The 14,827-nt window shown below is 63.1% G+C and carries 19 protein-coding genes; 10 read left to right on the top strand and 9 right to left on the bottom strand.

The features are described from left to right. Positions 1 to 89 precede the first annotated feature (89 nt). The 3 genes from FJ988_RS24745 to FJ988_RS24735 are packed head-to-tail and all read right to left on the bottom strand — an operon-like array spanning position 90 to position 2,017. Positions 90 to 389 (bottom strand): GNAT family N-acetyltransferase, encoded by a 300-nt coding sequence (locus FJ988_RS24745; protein ID WP_140820969.1) that lies wholly within the window; start codon positions 387 to 389, stop codon positions 90 to 92. Between the two features lie 56 nt (positions 390 to 445). Continuing rightward, complete coding sequence (locus FJ988_RS24740) at positions 446 to 1,081, bottom strand: alpha/beta hydrolase (protein ID WP_140820968.1); 636 nt, start codon at positions 1,079 to 1,081, stop codon at positions 446 to 448. A gap of 3 nt (positions 1,082 to 1,084) precedes the next feature. Beyond that, positions 1,085 to 2,017 carry a VOC family protein gene (locus FJ988_RS24735; RefSeq protein WP_140820967.1) on the bottom strand — a complete coding sequence of 311 codons (933 nt, stop codon included), beginning with the start codon at positions 2,015 to 2,017 and terminating at the stop codon, positions 1,085 to 1,087. Positions 2,018 to 2,235: 218 nt separating this feature from the next. Between FJ988_RS24735 and FJ988_RS24730 the strand changes: the two genes are divergently transcribed. Then, on the top strand, positions 2,236 to 3,798 hold the full coding sequence (locus FJ988_RS24730; protein WP_140820966.1) for an alkaline phosphatase family protein: 1,563 nt from the start codon (positions 2,236 to 2,238) through the stop codon (positions 3,796 to 3,798). Positions 3,799 to 3,847: 49 nt separating this feature from the next. On the opposite strand, the gene FJ988_RS24725 is transcribed toward FJ988_RS24730, so the two are convergent. Further along, entirely contained in the window at positions 3,848 to 5,215 is a 1,368-nt protein-coding gene (locus FJ988_RS24725) for a PRC-barrel domain-containing protein (RefSeq protein ID WP_140820965.1), read from the bottom strand. A gap of 239 nt (positions 5,216 to 5,454) precedes the next feature. Here FJ988_RS24725 and FJ988_RS24720 point away from each other — a divergent pair, with 239 nt between their 5' ends. Next, positions 5,455 to 6,375, top strand: a complete 921-nt coding sequence (locus tag FJ988_RS24720; RefSeq protein ID WP_140820964.1) for a diacylglycerol kinase family protein — start codon at positions 5,455 to 5,457, stop codon at positions 6,373 to 6,375. 48 nt (positions 6,376 to 6,423) lie between these two features. Continuing rightward, a complete protein-coding gene (locus FJ988_RS24715) occupies positions 6,424 to 7,944 on the top strand; it encodes a sensor histidine kinase (protein ID WP_246688653.1) in 1,521 nt (506 codons plus the stop codon). 5 nt (positions 7,945 to 7,949) lie between these two features. Here FJ988_RS24715 and FJ988_RS24710 read toward each other — a convergent pair whose 3' ends face one another. The 3 genes from FJ988_RS24710 to FJ988_RS24700 form a co-directional block, all read right to left on the bottom strand. Further along, the gene (locus FJ988_RS24710) at positions 7,950 to 8,414 is read right to left on the bottom strand and encodes a hypothetical protein (RefSeq protein ID WP_140820963.1); all 465 of its coding nucleotides are present in this window, start codon (positions 8,412 to 8,414) and stop codon (positions 7,950 to 7,952) included. A gap of 6 nt (positions 8,415 to 8,420) precedes the next feature. Beyond that, on the bottom strand, positions 8,421 to 8,747 hold the full coding sequence (locus tag FJ988_RS24705; RefSeq protein ID WP_140820962.1) for a YqjD family protein: 327 nt from the start codon (positions 8,745 to 8,747) through the stop codon (positions 8,421 to 8,423). A 62-nt stretch (positions 8,748 to 8,809) separates the two neighbouring features. Beyond that, positions 8,810 to 9,571, bottom strand: coding sequence for a Crp/Fnr family transcriptional regulator (locus FJ988_RS24700; RefSeq protein WP_140820961.1), 762 nt, complete (start codon positions 9,569 to 9,571; stop codon positions 8,810 to 8,812). Between the two features lie 212 nt (positions 9,572 to 9,783). Between FJ988_RS24700 and FJ988_RS24695 the strand changes: the two genes are divergently transcribed. Continuing rightward, complete coding sequence (locus FJ988_RS24695) at positions 9,784 to 10,104, top strand: response regulator (protein ID WP_407067737.1); 321 nt, start codon at positions 9,784 to 9,786, stop codon at positions 10,102 to 10,104. Positions 10,105 to 10,281: 177 nt separating this feature from the next. Here the strand turns inward: FJ988_RS24695 and FJ988_RS24690 are convergent, their stop codons facing one another. Together FJ988_RS24690 and FJ988_RS24685 are read right to left on the bottom strand one after the other, a co-directional pair. Continuing rightward, a complete protein-coding gene (locus FJ988_RS24690) occupies positions 10,282 to 10,833 on the bottom strand; it encodes an RNA polymerase sigma factor (RefSeq protein ID WP_140820959.1) in 552 nt (183 codons plus the stop codon). 3 nt (positions 10,834 to 10,836) lie between these two features. Beyond that, positions 10,837 to 11,040, bottom strand: coding sequence for a NepR family anti-sigma factor (locus FJ988_RS24685; protein ID WP_140820958.1), 204 nt, complete (start codon positions 11,038 to 11,040; stop codon positions 10,837 to 10,839). Between the two features lie 217 nt (positions 11,041 to 11,257). Between FJ988_RS24685 and FJ988_RS24680 the strand changes: the two genes are divergently transcribed. The 6 genes from FJ988_RS24680 to FJ988_RS24660 all read left to right on the top strand — a co-directional run bounded on the left by FJ988_RS24680 (position 11,258) and on the right by FJ988_RS24660 (position 14,785). Further along, on the top strand, positions 11,258 to 12,052 hold the full coding sequence (locus tag FJ988_RS24680; protein WP_140820957.1) for a response regulator: 795 nt from the start codon (positions 11,258 to 11,260) through the stop codon (positions 12,050 to 12,052). A 173-nt stretch (positions 12,053 to 12,225) separates the two neighbouring features. Then, positions 12,226 to 12,390 (top strand): DUF1328 domain-containing protein, encoded by a 165-nt coding sequence (locus FJ988_RS24675; RefSeq protein WP_018429836.1) that lies wholly within the window; start codon positions 12,226 to 12,228, stop codon positions 12,388 to 12,390. A gap of 266 nt (positions 12,391 to 12,656) precedes the next feature. Then, entirely contained in the window at positions 12,657 to 13,652 is a 996-nt protein-coding gene (locus tag FJ988_RS24670; protein ID WP_140820956.1) for a sensor histidine kinase, read from the top strand. 226 nt (positions 13,653 to 13,878) lie between these two features. Then, positions 13,879 to 14,046, top strand: a complete 168-nt coding sequence (locus tag FJ988_RS30945) for a hypothetical protein (protein WP_181183658.1) — start codon at positions 13,879 to 13,881, stop codon at positions 14,044 to 14,046. 84 nt (positions 14,047 to 14,130) lie between these two features. After that, complete coding sequence (locus FJ988_RS24665; protein ID WP_140820955.1) at positions 14,131 to 14,457, top strand: hypothetical protein; 327 nt, start codon at positions 14,131 to 14,133, stop codon at positions 14,455 to 14,457. An 82-nt stretch (positions 14,458 to 14,539) separates the two neighbouring features. Continuing rightward, the gene (locus FJ988_RS24660) at positions 14,540 to 14,785 is read left to right on the top strand and encodes a YMGG-like glycine zipper-containing protein (protein WP_140820954.1); all 246 of its coding nucleotides are present in this window, start codon (positions 14,540 to 14,542) and stop codon (positions 14,783 to 14,785) included. The last annotated feature ends 42 nt before the right edge of the window (positions 14,786 to 14,827 follow it).

Below are 14,827 nucleotides of genomic sequence, written 5' to 3'. Positions count from 1 at the left end.
GAATCCAAACAGGTTCTGACAAACACAGTTGCTCATCCGTCGCCTTCGGCGACACCTTCTCCCACAAGGGGAGAAGGCAACGGCGGCGCCTACTGCTTCAGCACATCCGCCCATTCCGGATGGCGGCGGAACTGGGCGTTGGCGAAGGGGCAGAGCGGGATGATCTTCTTGCCGGCGGCGCGCGCATCCTCGACCGCTCGGGTGACGAGCCGAAGCCCGGCGCCCTGGCCGCGAAACGCGTCCGGCACCTCGGTGTGGTCGATGATCAGCTGGTGCTCGCCGATCTTGGTGAAGGTCATCTCGGCCTCGGCGCCGCCCGGGCCGCGCAGCACGTAGCGCCCTTTGGAGCCGCGGTCTTCCAGTTCGATCTCGGGCAGCTGGTCAGCCATTTATTTGCCTCCTCAGAGCATGATGCCGAAAAGTGTGAAGCGGTTTTCGGATGACATCATGCTCTATCTTTTTGATTTGCAGCCGGCGCCAGCGTGAAAAGCCGCCGCGCTGCTTCGATTTCATTCGGCCGCACTTCGTGCCCGCCATCGTGCCATTCAACCGTGACATCGGCGCCATCAGCGCGCAAATAGGCCTCGAGCCGCGACGTCAAATCGGGCGGACAGATCGGATCGCGCCTGCCGGCCGTGATCAAAATATGGCGGCCGGCAAGGCTGCCCTGTACACGGGGTTCGAACGGGATCAGCGGATGCATCAGCGCCGCGGCATCGAACAGCTCCGGCGCGGCGAACACCACCGAGGCCAGTATGTTGGCGCCGTTGGAATAGCCGAGGCCGAACACCGCCGAGGGCTTTGCCGCCTCGACATGCGCCTTGACGAAGCCAGCCATCTTTTGCGTCGCGCGCGCCAGGTCGTCCATGTCGTAGACGCCCTCGCCGGTGCGGCGGAAAAAACGGGCAGCACCATGCTCCGAGACGTCGCCGCGCGGCGACACGATCGTAGCCCCGGGCAGCAACTCGCGACCGAAGCCGAGCAGTTGGTTCTCGTCGGCACCGGTGCCGTGGAAGACGAAGAGCAGCGGGCCGCCCGGCGAACCGGGCAGCAGCTTGTGGATATAAGCGTCCTTGCTCATGACTTAGTCTTCCAGCTTCTGCAAATGCTGCTCGAGATAGGGTCTGAGATGCTGATGCTGCGTCGGCAGCTTCAGCGCTTCGCCCAGATGCGCCGTGTCCTCGTCGCGGTTGAAGCCCGGCTCGTTGGTCGCCACCTCGAACAGCACGCCACCCGGCGTGCGGAAATAGATCGCCCAGAAATAGTCGCGGTCGATGACCGGCGTGACTCCGTAACCCGTATCGACCAGCGCCTTGCGAACTTCGAGCTGTTTCACGCGATCTTCGACCGCGAAGGCGACGTGGTGCACAGAGCCGGCGCCGAGATTGGCGAAGCCGGCGCCCGGCAGCGATTCGATGTCGACGACATCGGCGCCGTTGCCGTTCTTGATCGCCAGCCGGCGCGTGTTGCCCGACTTGTCGACTTCCTCATAGCCCATGAACTTCAACAATTCCTCGGTGGCGCCGCCGTCCTTCAGGCGCAGCGATACCGAATGAAAACCGCGGATCGCCTCGTCGCCGGGAACCCCGCCCTTGATCCAGGGCGCCCTCTTGTCGGCCCTGTCCTCGACCAGCGCGAAGCTGTCGCCGTCCGGGCCTGTGAAGGTCAGCCGCTTCTCGCCAAAGGCCTCGGTGCGCGCGACATTGCCGACGCCCTCATCGGCGAAGCGCTTTTCCCAATAGCCGAGCGTGCCTTCCGGCACCGAGAAGACCGTGGTGCCGACTTCGCCGACGCCATGCCTGCCCTTGCCGATATCCGGAAACGGGAAATAGGTCATCACCGAACCCGGCGTGCCGAACTCGTCGGCGTAATAGAGATGGTAGACGTCCGGCGCATCGAAATTGACCGTCTTCTTGACCCGGCGCAGGCCGAGCTTGCTGGTGAAGAACGCATTGTTGCGGCGCGCGTCGCTCGCCATCGAGGTGACGTGATGCAGCCCCTTGATCTGATTGAGCATGATTGTGCTCCTTCCCTTGTTCTTATGCGGCCCTCGCCGCTCTCCGCGCCAATATGAGGATAGCGCCCGCGACGGCAAAGAAGGCAAACACAGAATGGACTGTATCATAAACGTGAACGAAACCCATACGCTCGTTCATCATTCAGTGACCAAGGCCGGCTTGCAAAGCATTTGATTTTCCGCTCCATCTGCGCCCGCACTGCGACGAGGAGACGACCTTGGACAACCGCCGCCCGAATGTTCTTCTCATCACATGCGACCAGTGGCGCGGCGATTGCCTGTCGGCCGCCGGCCATCCGGTGGTGAAGACGCCGAACGCGGATGCGCTTGCCGCCGATGGCGTGCTCTTCCGCCGCCACTATGGCGGGGCGGCACCTTGCTCGCCGGCACGCGCTTGCCTCTACACCGGCCTCTATCAGATGAACAACCGGGTCTGCCGCAATGGCACTCCACTGGACACCCGCCACGGCAACATCGCGCTCGCCGCGCGTGCCGCCGGCTATGACCCGACCTTGTTCGGCTACACCGACGTCGCGCTCGATCCGCGCGGAATGGCCGACGCAGACCCGCGCCTGCGTAGCTATGAAGGCGTGCTGCCCGGTTTCACCGTTCGGCAGGCTTTGCCGGAACATCAGAAACAGTGGCTCTCCTGGCTGCGCGCGCAGGGCATCGACACCGACGCCGGGAGCCCGGCCATCCACCGTCCGGCCGGCGGGCAGGCCAGGAGCGACGTAAGCCACGCGCCGCCGGTCTATTCGAAGGACCAGACGCCGACCGCCTTCCTGGCCGGCGAATTCATCCGCTGGCTAGGCGAGCAGGAGCAAGGCGCGCCCTGGTTCGCGCATATCTCCTTCATCAGCCCGCACCCGCCCTTCATCGTGCCGGAACCCTACAATACGATGTACGATCCGGCCGATGGCCCGGCCTTCCACCGCACTGCCGATTGGCAGTCAGAGGCCGCCAGCCATCCCTATCTCGCCTACGACCTCGGCAGGCAGGAACGGACGAAATTCGTTCCGGGCGCCGAAGGCAAGGTGCCGGAGTGGAGCGAGGAGAATTTCCGCCGCATCCGCGCGATCTACTACGGCATGATTTCCGAGGTCGATGCGCAGCTCGGCCGAATCTGGCAGGCGATCAAGGCAAGCGGCGCCTGGGACGACACAATCATCGTGCTCACCTCCGACCATGCCGAGATGATGGGCGACCATTTCATGCTCGGCAAAGGCGGCTTCTTCGACGGCAGCTACCACATCCCGCTGGTCATCCGCGATCCGCGCAAGGGAGCTGAGGCGGGCTCGTCCGTCGACCATTTCACCGAAGCCGTGGACGTTTTCCCGACCTTGCTCGAACTGATCGACGCCGAGCCGCAGCCGCATCTCGACGGCATGTCGCTCGGGCCTTGGTTGGACGGAAAAATGCCCAAGGACTGGCGTGACGCAGCGCACTGGGAGTTCGATTTCCGCGCCATTGCCGAAAGCGACGCAGAGCACCATTTCGGCATCGCGCCCCGGCAGTGCAATCTCGCCGTCATCCGCACGGAGAAATTCAAATATGTCCACTTCGGCGGCGGCCTGCCGCCGTTGCTCTTCGACCTGAGGAAGGATCCCGGCGAGCTCAGCAATGTCGCCAACGATCCCGCCTATCTGTCGAAGCGGCTGGAATTCGCCGAAAGGCTGCTCGCCTGGCGCGCCGAGCACCTGGATCAGTCGCTGGCGCTGGCGGAGCTGACGGAGGATGGAGTGGTCGGGCACGTTGCCGGACGTCTACTGTCTCCCACATAGAAAAAGCCCGCGCCGTCGCCGGCGCGGGCCTCTCGACCAATGCAGTCGCTCAATCGCTGAAGATCATGCGCTGCTGGTCGCGCTTCTCGGCATAGCTACCCTTGTCATAAGCAGTCTGCTTCTCGAGCTGCTCCTTGGTGAAGTTGGTATAGAGATATTTCTTGCCGTCCTTGTCGGTCATGAATTTGAGGTGGTCCATGCCGACCGCCACTTCCTTGGCGCCGATGCCGAGGAAGCCGCCGACATTGACGATCACCGCGTCCGGCTTGTTGTCGGGCGTCAGCACGACGTCCCCGATCGAGCCGATCTCGGCATCGTTCGCTCCATAGACCGTGGTGCCCTTGAGGTCGTCGCCGCGGATGTTGCCCATCGGCATTTCACTTAGCATCGACTTGTCGATGGAGGCCGTTTTGGTCTGGTCGGTCGCAGCCGCGTCGTTGTCGGCTGACTTGTTCTCAGCCGTCGCAGCTGGCGCCGTCGGCGCAGGCTTGGCGTCGGCAGTCGACTGCGCGGGCTCGACCGGCTTGGCGCCCTTGTCCGAAGTGGCATCGGATTGGGCCACGGCCGGCGTGGTCGCCGCCGGAGCGTTGTTTGTCGCGGCCGCGGTCGATCCGGGCGCCGGATCATAAGCCTTGCGGTTGAAGTCCGGCTGCGCCTGCAGCTCTTCCTTGGTCGTCTCGGCAACCAGCCAGCGGTCGCCGCTCCTCTCCGCCCACTTTGCCTTGGCGAAATCATAGGTCACGTTCTTGGTGCCCATGCCGAGGAAGCCGCCGACGCCGATCACCAGCGAGTCTGCCGTGCCGTCCTTCGCCAGCACGATGTCTTTCACGTCGCCGATCTTCTGCGCGTCGTCCGCCGTGCCGTTATAGACCGTTTCGCCCATGATGTTGGACGCAAGGTTACCGTCCGCCTTCTTCACCGGTTCTGCCGGCGCGGCGGCCGGAGCCTGGGCTGTTCCGGTGGCTGGCTGCGTCGCATCGGCCGACGGCTGTGCCGGAGCCGGATCGTAAGGCTTGCGGTCGAAGGCCGGCTGCGCGGTCAGCTCTTCCTTGGTCGTCGTCGCGACTAGCCAGCGGTCGCCGTTCTTCTCGGCCCATTGCAGCTTGCCATAGTCGAAGGCCACGTCCTTCGAACCGACGCCGAGGAAGCCGCCGACACCGATGATGGCAGACTTGGCCTTGCCGCTGGCGTCGAAGACGATGTCGTCGACCTTGCCGATGCTCTGCGCATTGTCGCCCGTGCCGTTATAGACGGATTCGCCGATGATATTGGTCATCAGCGCGCCATCGGCGGGCGTCACCGGCGCGGGCGTCGTGGCTGCCGGCGGCTCGGCGGCCGTCGGGGTCGCGGTCTGGGCGAAAGCGCCGCTCGCAAGCAGGGTTGCAAGCGCGGTGGTCGCAAAAAGCGTGCGGATCATGATTGTCTCTCCTCATGCCTGATTCATGCGGGACGGTCCGGGCAGCCCTTCGGCGCGGTCGGACATCGCCTGTTCGACAGGTTCACAACGTCGTGACCGGGCTGTTGTTCCGAAAAAGCGGGCCTATCAAGGGGCGCTAAAATTCCTGACCTTTCGCGGAACCTTTGAGCGCGGTCGCCGTTTCAGCCTGCGGCTGAGAGGTATTTTCAGCTGAGACGAATGAAAAAGCGGGGTGGGGCATGCGGTTTGCTGCGGTGCTGAACCAGGACGGCGGCACGCTGCGCACGATCGATATAGAGGCCTTTTCCGAGCAGTTGCGTCAGACGCTGGAAGCGGCTGGACACACGGTCCACGTTGAGATCGTGCCTGGCCGCGATGTTGCGGCGGCGCTGGAAAAGGCGATCGCGAAACGCAACATCGACGTGGTGCTGGCCGGCGGCGGCGACGGCACGATCTCCACCGCCGCGTCGCTGCTGATGAACAAGAAGAAAGCCCTGGCCATATTGCCGGCAGGCACGATGAACCTCTTCGCGCGCGGCCTCGGCATCCCGCAGACGCTGGATGCGGCGCTGCAATCCTTCGCCGACGGTGAGGTCATGGCCGTCGACATGGCGAGCGCCAACGGTCAGCCCTTCGTGCACCAGTTCTCGGTCGGCATGCACGCCAAGATGGTCCAGCTGCGCGAGAACATGGATTTCGGCTCGCGTCTGGGAAAAATGCACGCCTCCGTTCGCGCCGCATGGGCGACGATCAAGAATCCGCCGGCGCTCAAAGTGAGCCTGACTGTCGGAAAGGCAGAGATCCTCACCCGCACGACCGGCATCGGCATCTCCAACAATCTGTTCGGCGAAGGCCACCTGCCTTATGCCGACAACCCGGCCGGCGGCGTGCTCGGCATCTATGTGAGCGTCGCGAGGCGGCGCCATCATCTGGCGAAACTCTTCCTCGACATGCTGCGCGGCCGATTGCGCGACAGCGCCCATGTAGAGGTGCATCAGGCCGACAAGGCAGTACTGAAAATCCGCTCGCCGACAAAGAAATTCAGCGCCGTCTTGGACGGCGAGCTGATCAGGCTGGAACGCGAGACGACGATCGAGATTCATCCCGGCGCGCTGAACGTGCTCGTGCCGGCGAGCAACGCTCAGGCGAAGGCGGCGTGATGGAAAGATCGGCCGCCCTGCACAGGGTTTGAGGGGTTTGAGGGGTTCGTGACTATCAAGGCAGACAGATTGCCGGCTGATGTCAGTCGCGTCGTGCACGACGCCGACAGGCTCGCCGTGCTGCGCGGCCTCGGCGCGATGGATACGACCGCCGACCCCGACTTCGATCGCCTCGCCGGTGTCGCCTCGGCAATCATCGAAGCGCCGATAGCCCTGGTGAGTCTGGTCGACACGAACCGCCAATGGTTCAAGTCGCGCATCGGCCTCGAAGACAGGGAGACGCCGACCGACATCTCCTTCTGCGCTCATGCCCTCGCTGCCGGCGACGATCCGATGGTAGTCACCGACGCGACGCTCGACCAGCGCTTTGCCGGCAATCCGCTGGTCACTGGAAAGCAGCACATCCGCTTCTATGTCGGCGCGCCGATGATCGTGGCCGGCGCCCGCATCGGCACGCTTTGCGTGCTCGACCGGGAGCCGAAAGCGTTTCCGTCGGCAGACCGGCTCGCGCAGCTCAGGACGCTCGCCGACCTTGCTGCAAGCCTTTTCACTTTGAAGGATGCCAACCGCAACGGCGCCATCGCCAAGGCAGAGCTGGCGCGCGAGGAAAAGCGCCGCGCCATCGCGCTCGATGCCGCCTCGCTGGCAAGCTGGGCCTGGGACGTGCGAACAGATATGATCGATTGCGACATGCTTCTGGCCGAGCTGTTCGGCCTGCCGCCATCGAACCGGCTGAAGGCGCGCGATATCGTCAAGGCCATCGACCCGCGCGACGTCTACCAGACCGAGACGCGTTTTCGCGATGCGCTGAGCGGCAGTGACGACTATTTCGGCGAGTACCGGGTTAGAGGCTATCCTGTCCGCTGGATCGCTACGCGCGGGCGCGTCGTCGAGCGCGACAGCGAGGGCAAGCCGACGCTGATCTTTGGCGTCAACTACGACATCACCGAGCGCAAGCTCGGCGACGAGCGGCAGCGCCTTTTGCTGCGCGAGCTCAACCACCGGGTCAAGAACACGCTTGCGACCGTGCAGGCACTGGCCACGCAGACGGTGCGCCACGCTCGCCAGCCGAGCGAGTTCCTGGAGGCATTCAGCGCCAGGCTGCAGGCCCTCGGCGCTGCCCACAGCCTGCTCTCCGATCGCGAATGGCGCGGCATCGGCATCGGCGAACTGGCCCGCATGGAGGTCAAGCCTTTCGATAGCAGCGACACGCCCCGCATCACGATTGCCGGCCCCGAGCTCCTGTTGTCGCCGGATCAGGCGGTGGGGCTCGGCCTGATCCTCCATGAACTGGCCAGCAACGCGCTGAAATACGGCTCGCTGTCGGTGCCGTCCGGCAAGGTCGACTTGGCCTGGAAGACACAAGGGCGCGAAGGGGCGCGAAGGCTGGCGCTGACTTGGAACGAAAGCGGCGGACCGGAGGTCGAGCCGCCGGATCGCCAAGGCTTCGGCTCCATCCTGATCCGTCGCAGCCTATCGAAAGTCATCGACAGCGACGTCACTCACGAATTCCGCCCAGGCGGCGTCTTTGCCGAGATATCGATGCCGCTCGAACACTCGCCGAAGTGAGGGCGTTACGGCATGTCGTCAGGGCCGGGTCCGGGAGGCGTGGATTTGACGTTCTCGCGATAGATGGCGTAGGCGACGGCCGCGAGCGCAGGTGCCGCCAGAATACCCAGCCCGCCTTTGCTCCTGGCAAGCGCCGGAAGCAGCGCAAGTGCCGCGGTGACGCCGACCGCCGTCATATCGGCATTGCGCCGGCGGGCGCGCTTCCTGGCCCGCAAACCGTTGGTGAGCTTGTGGATCAGCAGCACAAGTCCGGCAAGCACCAGGAAGCCGATGCCGAAGCCAAGGCTGGTCGCGAGCGATCCGTAGCGGGAAGCAAGCCAGATATAGGCCGCGCCGATCAGGAAGCCGACGCCGCACAAGGCAAAAACCGCTGCAAGCGTATAGAAGATCGCGGCCATACGCGCCCTTTTCAGCGCGGCCAATGCCTCGCCCGAGGCGAAGCCTGAAATCAGCGAAATGAGCGTCCCCATCTGCAGCTAGCGGCGGGAAAGCAGCGCGAAGAGATAGCCGACGCCAACCGCGATCGCCAGCGACGTCACGGGTTTCTCGCGGACCTTTGCGATCAGCTGCGCTTCCATGTCCTCGGCGCTGCCGCGCATGCTCTCGAACGCAGATTCGCCCTGGGCGCGCAACTGCTCGACGCCTTCGGCCGCGGCACGGCGGGCCGCGCCATAGCCATCTTGACCGGTCTTGGCGAGTTGCTCGGTGAGCTTCTGGATATCCGCTTTCAACTGCTCGATATCGGCCTCGAGGTCGGCGGTGGTTGCTTGATCGGTCGCGGATTTGCCTGCGGCGGTGGCCATCGCTTAACTCCTTGCGTTTGCTTCGATTTCAACGTCTGTTCTGCGCCAAGGTTCCCCTGAAGTCAGATCAGCGGCCGGCGCTCTTCGCCAAGGCCTTCCCAGCGCGCCAGATCCTTCAACCCCTCGTAATTGATGACAGAGCAGCCGCCGTCGCGCCAGACGATCAGCTTGCGGTCCATCAGCTTGCGGATCGTCTTGTTGGTGTGGACGAGCGACAGGCCGAGCGTGTCGGCGATATGCTGCTGCGTGATCGGGATTTGCACCGGCGTCTTGCCGTTGAGCCCGGCGCCGCGGGCGCGGCTCGTGATGAAGGCAATGAGATAGGCGGCACGCTCAAGCGCCGTGCGCCGGCCGATGCTGAGCAGGTTCTCGTCCAGCATTCGCTCTTCGCGCGAGGCAATCCAGGTGATGTCGTAGGCGAGCCCCGGATGGTTGCGGTAAAGTTCTGCCAGTTGATCGCGTTCAAACACGCAAAGCAGCATCGGCGACAGCGCTTCGACCGAATGCTGCATTTCACCCATCAGACTGCCCTGCAGGCCGATGAGATCGCCGGGCATGGAAAAGTTGAGAATTTGCCGTCGCCCGTCAGGCAGGAGCTTGTAACGGAACGCCCAGCCCGAAAGCACCGTGTAGAGATGAGCACTATGGCTGCCTTCGACCAGTACCGTCGCGCCTTTGTCGACGGCAAGCTCGCCCTTCTTGAAGGTATTGACGAACGCCAATTCCTCCTTCTCGAACTCGCGGAAGGCCGGCAAAGGCCGAAGCGGACATTTTTCGCAAGGATATTGACGGCTGGCGGCAGGACGTGCGTTTTGGGTGGACATTTCGACCCCTCTTCGAAATCCCTGCCCTCACGGGCGCATAAAAACGTTCGAGACCGGTCCAGGTTCCGCTAAGCTCGCGAAGCCCATGTCTTTTTTAAATGACATGGCGCCCGATTCCACGCATGAGTGCCGCCCCGAGGAGACACTGATAATTGTCAGCTTTACTTGACGGACTGCGCATCCTCGTCCTGGAGGACGAATTCCTGATCGCGATGGATGTCGAGCAGCTTTGCCGCGACCACGGCGCCGCCGAGGTGACGATTGCGCGTGAACTCCGCGAAATCGACGGCCAGAACCTGCCATCGCGTTTCGACACAGCCATCGTCGATCTGATGCTCGGGGGCGTCTCGACGCTGGACTTCGCCGCGCGGTTGCGCAGCGAAGGCCTGCCGTTCGTCTTCGCCTCCGGCTATTCGGACTCCGACGAAATCAGGATTTCGTTCCCTGGTGTTCGTCTGGTGACCAAGCCGTATTCGGGCGATGACCTGATCGAAGCTGTGGCTGCGGCCTGCGGCCGTCGCGCCGCGGCCTGACCTCAGTCTGAGGTGTGTTGAGATTCAGGTTGGGCCGAGCCGGAGTCGAAGACGGGCGCGAAGCGACCAAACTGGACGATTTCCGAGAACCGGAGCGGAGCGTACTTGAAGTACGTGAGCACCGGAAGCGCAGGAAACCGGCATTTGCAGGCCGGCCTCACCTGAATATCAGCACACCTAGGCTGCGTTGGACCCGGTCACCTGAGCCGATATAGCGTCAGGCCCGAATTCGTCCTCTCCCGAAATCTTGAGTATCTCCTGCAGCCTGGCGCGCGCCCGGCTGACCCGGCTCTTGATGGTGCCGACCGCGCAACCGCAGATCTCGGCCGCTTCCTCATAGGAGAAGCCGGAGGCGCCGATCAGGATGATGGCCTCGCGCTGATCCTCGGGCAGTTGCTCGAGCGCGCCGCGGAAATCCTTGAGGTCGAGTTGCCCATGCTGTGCCGGGTGGACCGCGAGGCGAGCGGTCATGATGCCGTCGCTGTCCTGCACCTCGCGGCCGCGCTTGCGCATCTGCGAATAGAATTCGTTGCGCAGGATGGTGAACAGCCAAGCCTTGAGATTGGTACCCGGCTGGAAGCTCTCATGCTTGTCCCAGGCCTTGACCAGCGTCTCCTGGACGAGGTCGTCGGCCTTGTCGGCATTCTGCGTCAGCGACACCGCGAAAGCGCGCAGGCTAGGGATCGCGCCGAGCAACTCGGTCTTGAAGCTCTGGGAAACCGCCGCCATGCCTCAATCCTTTTTCTGGGCAGGTTCGGCTTTTTCCAGCTGGCTAAGCAACTGAGCGAAACGGTCCGGCACTTGATCGGAAACCAGATCGTCATAATACTGCTTTAGCTTGCGGGCAATTTCGGAGTTCGTCCCAAGCGGATTGCCATCTCCGTTCCGGCGCCCGCTTCCGGGACCGGCGGTGTGTTTCTTTGACATTTCTTTCATAGTCGCCCTAGTTTCCAGCACTCGCACCGCTCTTCGACTTCAAGCCACAACACAAGCGGAACGCTCGTCTGGTTGCCCATCCCGAGACCCCGAAACGTCCGCCTGCTAATTTAGTTCCGCTCTCGGCGGAACTTTTTATGGAAGCCGGCGTTTGTTTTTCGGGGCTTGCAATCAGTGGCCTTGAAACGTGCAACGTCATCTGAGGGAGACGTAAATAATGAGTTTGTCCGCTACCATCGCCCCGCATCTGCCGTTCCTGCGCCGCTTCTCTCGCGCTGTATCGGGATCGCAGGAGAGTGGTGACGCGCTGGTCGCCGCGATGCTGGAAGCCATCATCGCCGATGTCGACATTTTTCCTGAAGCGTCCAGCGACCGTATCGCGCTCTACAAGGTTTTTGCCAGGTTATTCACCTCCGTCGCCATCCGCGTGCCGCAGGAGCAGGCCCCGACCGCGTGGGAGCAGCGGGCAGCCGCCAACCTGAACGCCATTGCGCCGCTGCCGAGACAGGCCTTCCTGCTGGTTGCCGTCGAGGGCTTCAGCGAGGAGGAGGCAGCCGAGATCCTCAATGTCGACGAGGATGAGTTCTCGGAATTGCTTGCCCAGGCAAGCAGCGAGATTTCCCGACAGGTGGCGACCGATGTGCTGATCATCGAGGACGAGCCGCTGATTGCCATGGACATCGAGGAGATGGTCGAGAGCCTCGGCCATCGCGTTGTCGGCACGGCGCGCACGCATGCCGAGGCGGTCGCCATGTTCGGCCGGACGCGGCCGAAAATGGTTCTGGCCGATATCCAGCTCGCTGACGGCAGCTCGGGCATCGAGGCCGTGAACGAGATCCTGTCGTCGACACCGGTGCCGGTCATCTTCATCACCGCTTTCCCGGAGCGCCTGCTGACCGGCGAACGCCCGGAACCGGCCTTCCTGGTGACCAAGCCGTTCAACCCCGACATGGTCAAGGCCTTGATCAGCCAGGCGCTTTTCTTCGATCGGCAGGCCAAGGCGGCAGCCTGATTGTTCCACGACATGGCATGAGAAAGTGACATGCGAGGCGCTGAGCCTCGCATGTCGCCTCACGTGGCTTCGTGCCTGAAAAAGCATGGTTTCGGGGATCGTATTTTTCGGCGAATGGTGGAACAAACGCCACCGAGCCACGTTCTTTTCCCGACATAAGAAGGAGACGCATCATGCTGTACTGGGCGCTCGTATTTCTCGTAGTTGCAATCATCGCCGGCGCGCTTGGGTTCGGCGGTATAGCCGGCACATCGGCCGGTATTGCGCAGATCCTGTTCTTCATCTTCCTGGCCTTCCTGGTCATTTCGCTCATCGCCGGCCTGTTCAGGAGAGCCTGATCCCGACACTGGAAGCCGCACCCCTCAAACGGTTTCCAGCAACCGCCGGGCGGTGTCTCGAAAGGGCGCCGTCCGGCGGACCGCTTTAGGAGGCTTGAAACTCCAAGCTATCGGACCGGACCAGGAACCTCTTTCGAATAAAGCCGTTTCAGCCTGAGTGCGGGAAGTATTCGATGCGTTCCAAGGCCTTACCGAACGATGATCCCGACAAGCAGGACGGTCACACCGTTCCCGATGGCGGCGCGGTGGTCGAGAATGGTCACACCATGCCGGATGGCGACGTCATCGCGATGCACCCGGCGGAAAGCGGGATGCAACTGGGCCGGGCCTTGCTGCACGCGCTTCACAACGCCGGAATTTCGGTCCTTTACCAGGATCGGCGGATGAAGACGGTCTGGGCACGCAACATGCGTGCCCCCTGGGCGTCCGAAACCGCCGACGGCAAGGATTTGCTGTCGCCTGCCCAAGGCGAACGCATCGGCGCCGCCAAGCGCAGGGTGATCGAATCTGGAAACGCAGACCAGCTCGAGCTCAGCATTCCGGGGAGCCACGGCGTGCGCTGGTTCCAGCTTTGGATCGATGCCGATCGCGGCGAAGCCGGAGAGGTGCTCGGCGTCGTCACCACAATGGTCGAGACGACGGACCAGAAACGCCGCGAGCAGACACTGAAGACCTTGCTGCGCGAGGTCAGCCATCGATCGAAAAATCTGCTGGCGATCATCCAGAGCATCGCCACCCAGACCGGGCGTTATGCCGAAACGCTCGACGAGTTTCTGGCGCGATTCCGCGGCCGGCTGCAGTCGCTGGCCGCCTCGCAGGATCTCGTCACCTCCTCCAACTGGCGAGGTGCGGCCCTTCAGGAGCTCGTATCCGGCCAGGTTGGCCGCTACAGCAGCGACCCGGCGCGAAGCCTGCGGCTGGCCGGCGAAAATCCCTACCTCAACCCCAATGCCGCCCTGCATATCGGCCTGGCGATGCATGAGCTGGCCGTCAATTCGGTGAGCTACGGCGCCCTGTCCCGGCCAGGTGGCCATGTCGAAGTCGGCGCGAGCCTCGAGGCGGATGGCAAGGTGCCGCCCAATCTGCTGCTGACCTGGACGGAGACGATCGGCAACGCGCCGCCCAACGAAAAGCGGTTTGGCAGCGTGGCGCTGGAGCGGGTCGTGCCGATGTCGCTGAACGGCTCGGCGACGCTGGAAATCGGCGCCGGCCGCCTGGAATACCGCCTCACCGTCCCGCATGGCAATTTCGAGACGGATTGATATCGCGCAGTCTTCGCCGCTAGAGCAATTCAGAAAAAGTGTGAGCCGTGCGGCAAAGACATGCATAAAAACAAAGACCTAATACGCCTCGCTTGAATCCGTTTCGGCGCTACCCCCGTCAGGTCTTTAACCGGCTGTTCACCATAAAGTCCGATCCTGTGTTCCCGGCTGACGGTGCGCCGGAAAACCCATCGGCGCCCCGCCTCGCGACCTGGGAGACTTGAAGATGGTTGCCGACATGAACAGGCTGGAGCAGGCTGCCCGCGTCTCGATGAGCGGCTTCCAGGAGAAAGAGCCGCCACCGGCGCAGCGACCATCCTATCTTGCGCTTCGTCTCGGCGCGGTCGCGCTTCTCGCGGCCATGGTCCTGACGGCCTTCTGGCAGCTGTCTTGATCCCCAGTATCGGCGCCGACTGAAGTCCGGCTCAGGAACTTTTGGCGGGTGAGAATCGTTCTTTGCGGCGAGAGGGTTGCCGCCATGGAACATATCGCCGCACTTTTGTTCGTCGTCGGCTGTTCGAACGCAATGACCGACTGCCGTGAGCTCAACGTGCCTGTCGCCGTCTTCGAGACCGGCGAAGCCTGCGCCGCCGAAAGGCCCTTTGCGCTGGGCGACCTGCGAGGCCGGGCGCCGCATATCGTAGGTGAGTGTCTCGCCGTCGACCCCGCGCTTGAGGACGACTACGACCAGATCGTCTGGAATGTGCTGCCGGACGGCAGTCTGAATGCATCGCTCCAGGTTTCGGGCACGCTCCTTGCCTCGGCAGGCACGCGCGCCGAAAAAGACTATCTTAGCCAACAGTAAGATGAGGCGGGCAAAGCTCAAATTTTCGTGCTAAACGGCTGTTGGCACTGCCAAAAGTGAGGACAAAGTGAGGAGCAATTCTATGCGGAAGATGATCATTGCCATGGTTGCCGTGGTCGCTGTCAGCGGCTGCACCAGCACCGAGCAGGATGTCGTCGGCGGCGGCCTGATCGGCGCCGGTATCGGCGGCCTGGTCGGTGGCGGCAAGGGTGCGCTGGTCGGCGCGGCTGTGGGCGCCGGGTCCGGATTGTTGTACCGGAACGTGCAAACTGGCCGCTGCAAGTATCGTGGCCGTGACGGTACGACCTACTGGGCCCGCTGCAACTGATCCGATAATCTTGGGGAAGCGGGGACCGCAACCGGCTCCGCT

It is taken from the genome of Mesorhizobium sp. CU3, from assembly GCF_006442965.1.
Classification (GTDB): domain Bacteria; phylum Pseudomonadota; class Alphaproteobacteria; order Rhizobiales; family Rhizobiaceae; genus Mesorhizobium.
The sequence above is the reverse complement of the archived record's forward strand: the minus strand, read 5'-3'. Positions and strand labels throughout refer to the sequence as shown.

Excerpts from the sequence above, each read along its gene's own strand:
- FJ988_RS24745 (WP_140820969.1), bottom strand. The coding sequence starts at position 389 with ATGGCTGACCAGCTGCCCGAGATCGAACTGGAAGACCGCGGCTCCAAA.
- FJ988_RS24740 (WP_140820968.1), bottom strand. The coding sequence starts at position 1,081 with ATGAGCAAGGACGCTTATATCCACAAGCTGCTGCCCGGTTCGCCGGGC.
- FJ988_RS24735 (WP_140820967.1), bottom strand. The coding sequence starts at position 2,017 with ATGCTCAATCAGATCAAGGGGCTGCATCACGTCACCTCGATGGCGAGC.
- FJ988_RS24725 (WP_140820965.1), bottom strand. The coding sequence starts at position 5,215 with ATGATCCGCACGCTTTTTGCGACCACCGCGCTTGCAACCCTGCTTGCG.
- FJ988_RS24720 (WP_140820964.1), top strand. The coding sequence starts at position 5,455 with ATGCGGTTTGCTGCGGTGCTGAACCAGGACGGCGGCACGCTGCGCACG.
- FJ988_RS24710 (WP_140820963.1), bottom strand. The coding sequence starts at position 8,414 with ATGGGGACGCTCATTTCGCTGATTTCAGGCTTCGCCTCGGGCGAGGCA.
- FJ988_RS24705 (WP_140820962.1), bottom strand. The coding sequence starts at position 8,747 with ATGGCCACCGCCGCAGGCAAATCCGCGACCGATCAAGCAACCACCGCC.
- FJ988_RS24700 (WP_140820961.1), bottom strand. The coding sequence starts at position 9,571 with ATGTCCACCCAAAACGCACGTCCTGCCGCCAGCCGTCAATATCCTTGC.
- FJ988_RS24695 (WP_407067737.1), top strand. The coding sequence starts at position 9,784 with ATGGATGTCGAGCAGCTTTGCCGCGACCACGGCGCCGCCGAGGTGACG.
- FJ988_RS24690 (WP_140820959.1), bottom strand. The coding sequence starts at position 10,833 with ATGGCGGCGGTTTCCCAGAGCTTCAAGACCGAGTTGCTCGGCGCGATC.
- FJ988_RS24685 (WP_140820958.1), bottom strand. The coding sequence starts at position 11,040 with ATGAAAGAAATGTCAAAGAAACACACCGCCGGTCCCGGAAGCGGGCGC.
- FJ988_RS24680 (WP_140820957.1), top strand. The coding sequence starts at position 11,258 with ATGAGTTTGTCCGCTACCATCGCCCCGCATCTGCCGTTCCTGCGCCGC.
- FJ988_RS24675 (WP_018429836.1), top strand. The coding sequence starts at position 12,226 with ATGCTGTACTGGGCGCTCGTATTTCTCGTAGTTGCAATCATCGCCGGC.
- FJ988_RS24670 (WP_140820956.1), top strand. The coding sequence starts at position 12,657 with ATGCCGGATGGCGACGTCATCGCGATGCACCCGGCGGAAAGCGGGATG.
- FJ988_RS30945 (WP_181183658.1), top strand. The coding sequence starts at position 13,879 with ATGGTTGCCGACATGAACAGGCTGGAGCAGGCTGCCCGCGTCTCGATG.
- FJ988_RS24665 (WP_140820955.1), top strand. The coding sequence starts at position 14,131 with ATGGAACATATCGCCGCACTTTTGTTCGTCGTCGGCTGTTCGAACGCA.
- FJ988_RS24660 (WP_140820954.1), top strand. The coding sequence starts at position 14,540 with ATGCGGAAGATGATCATTGCCATGGTTGCCGTGGTCGCTGTCAGCGGC.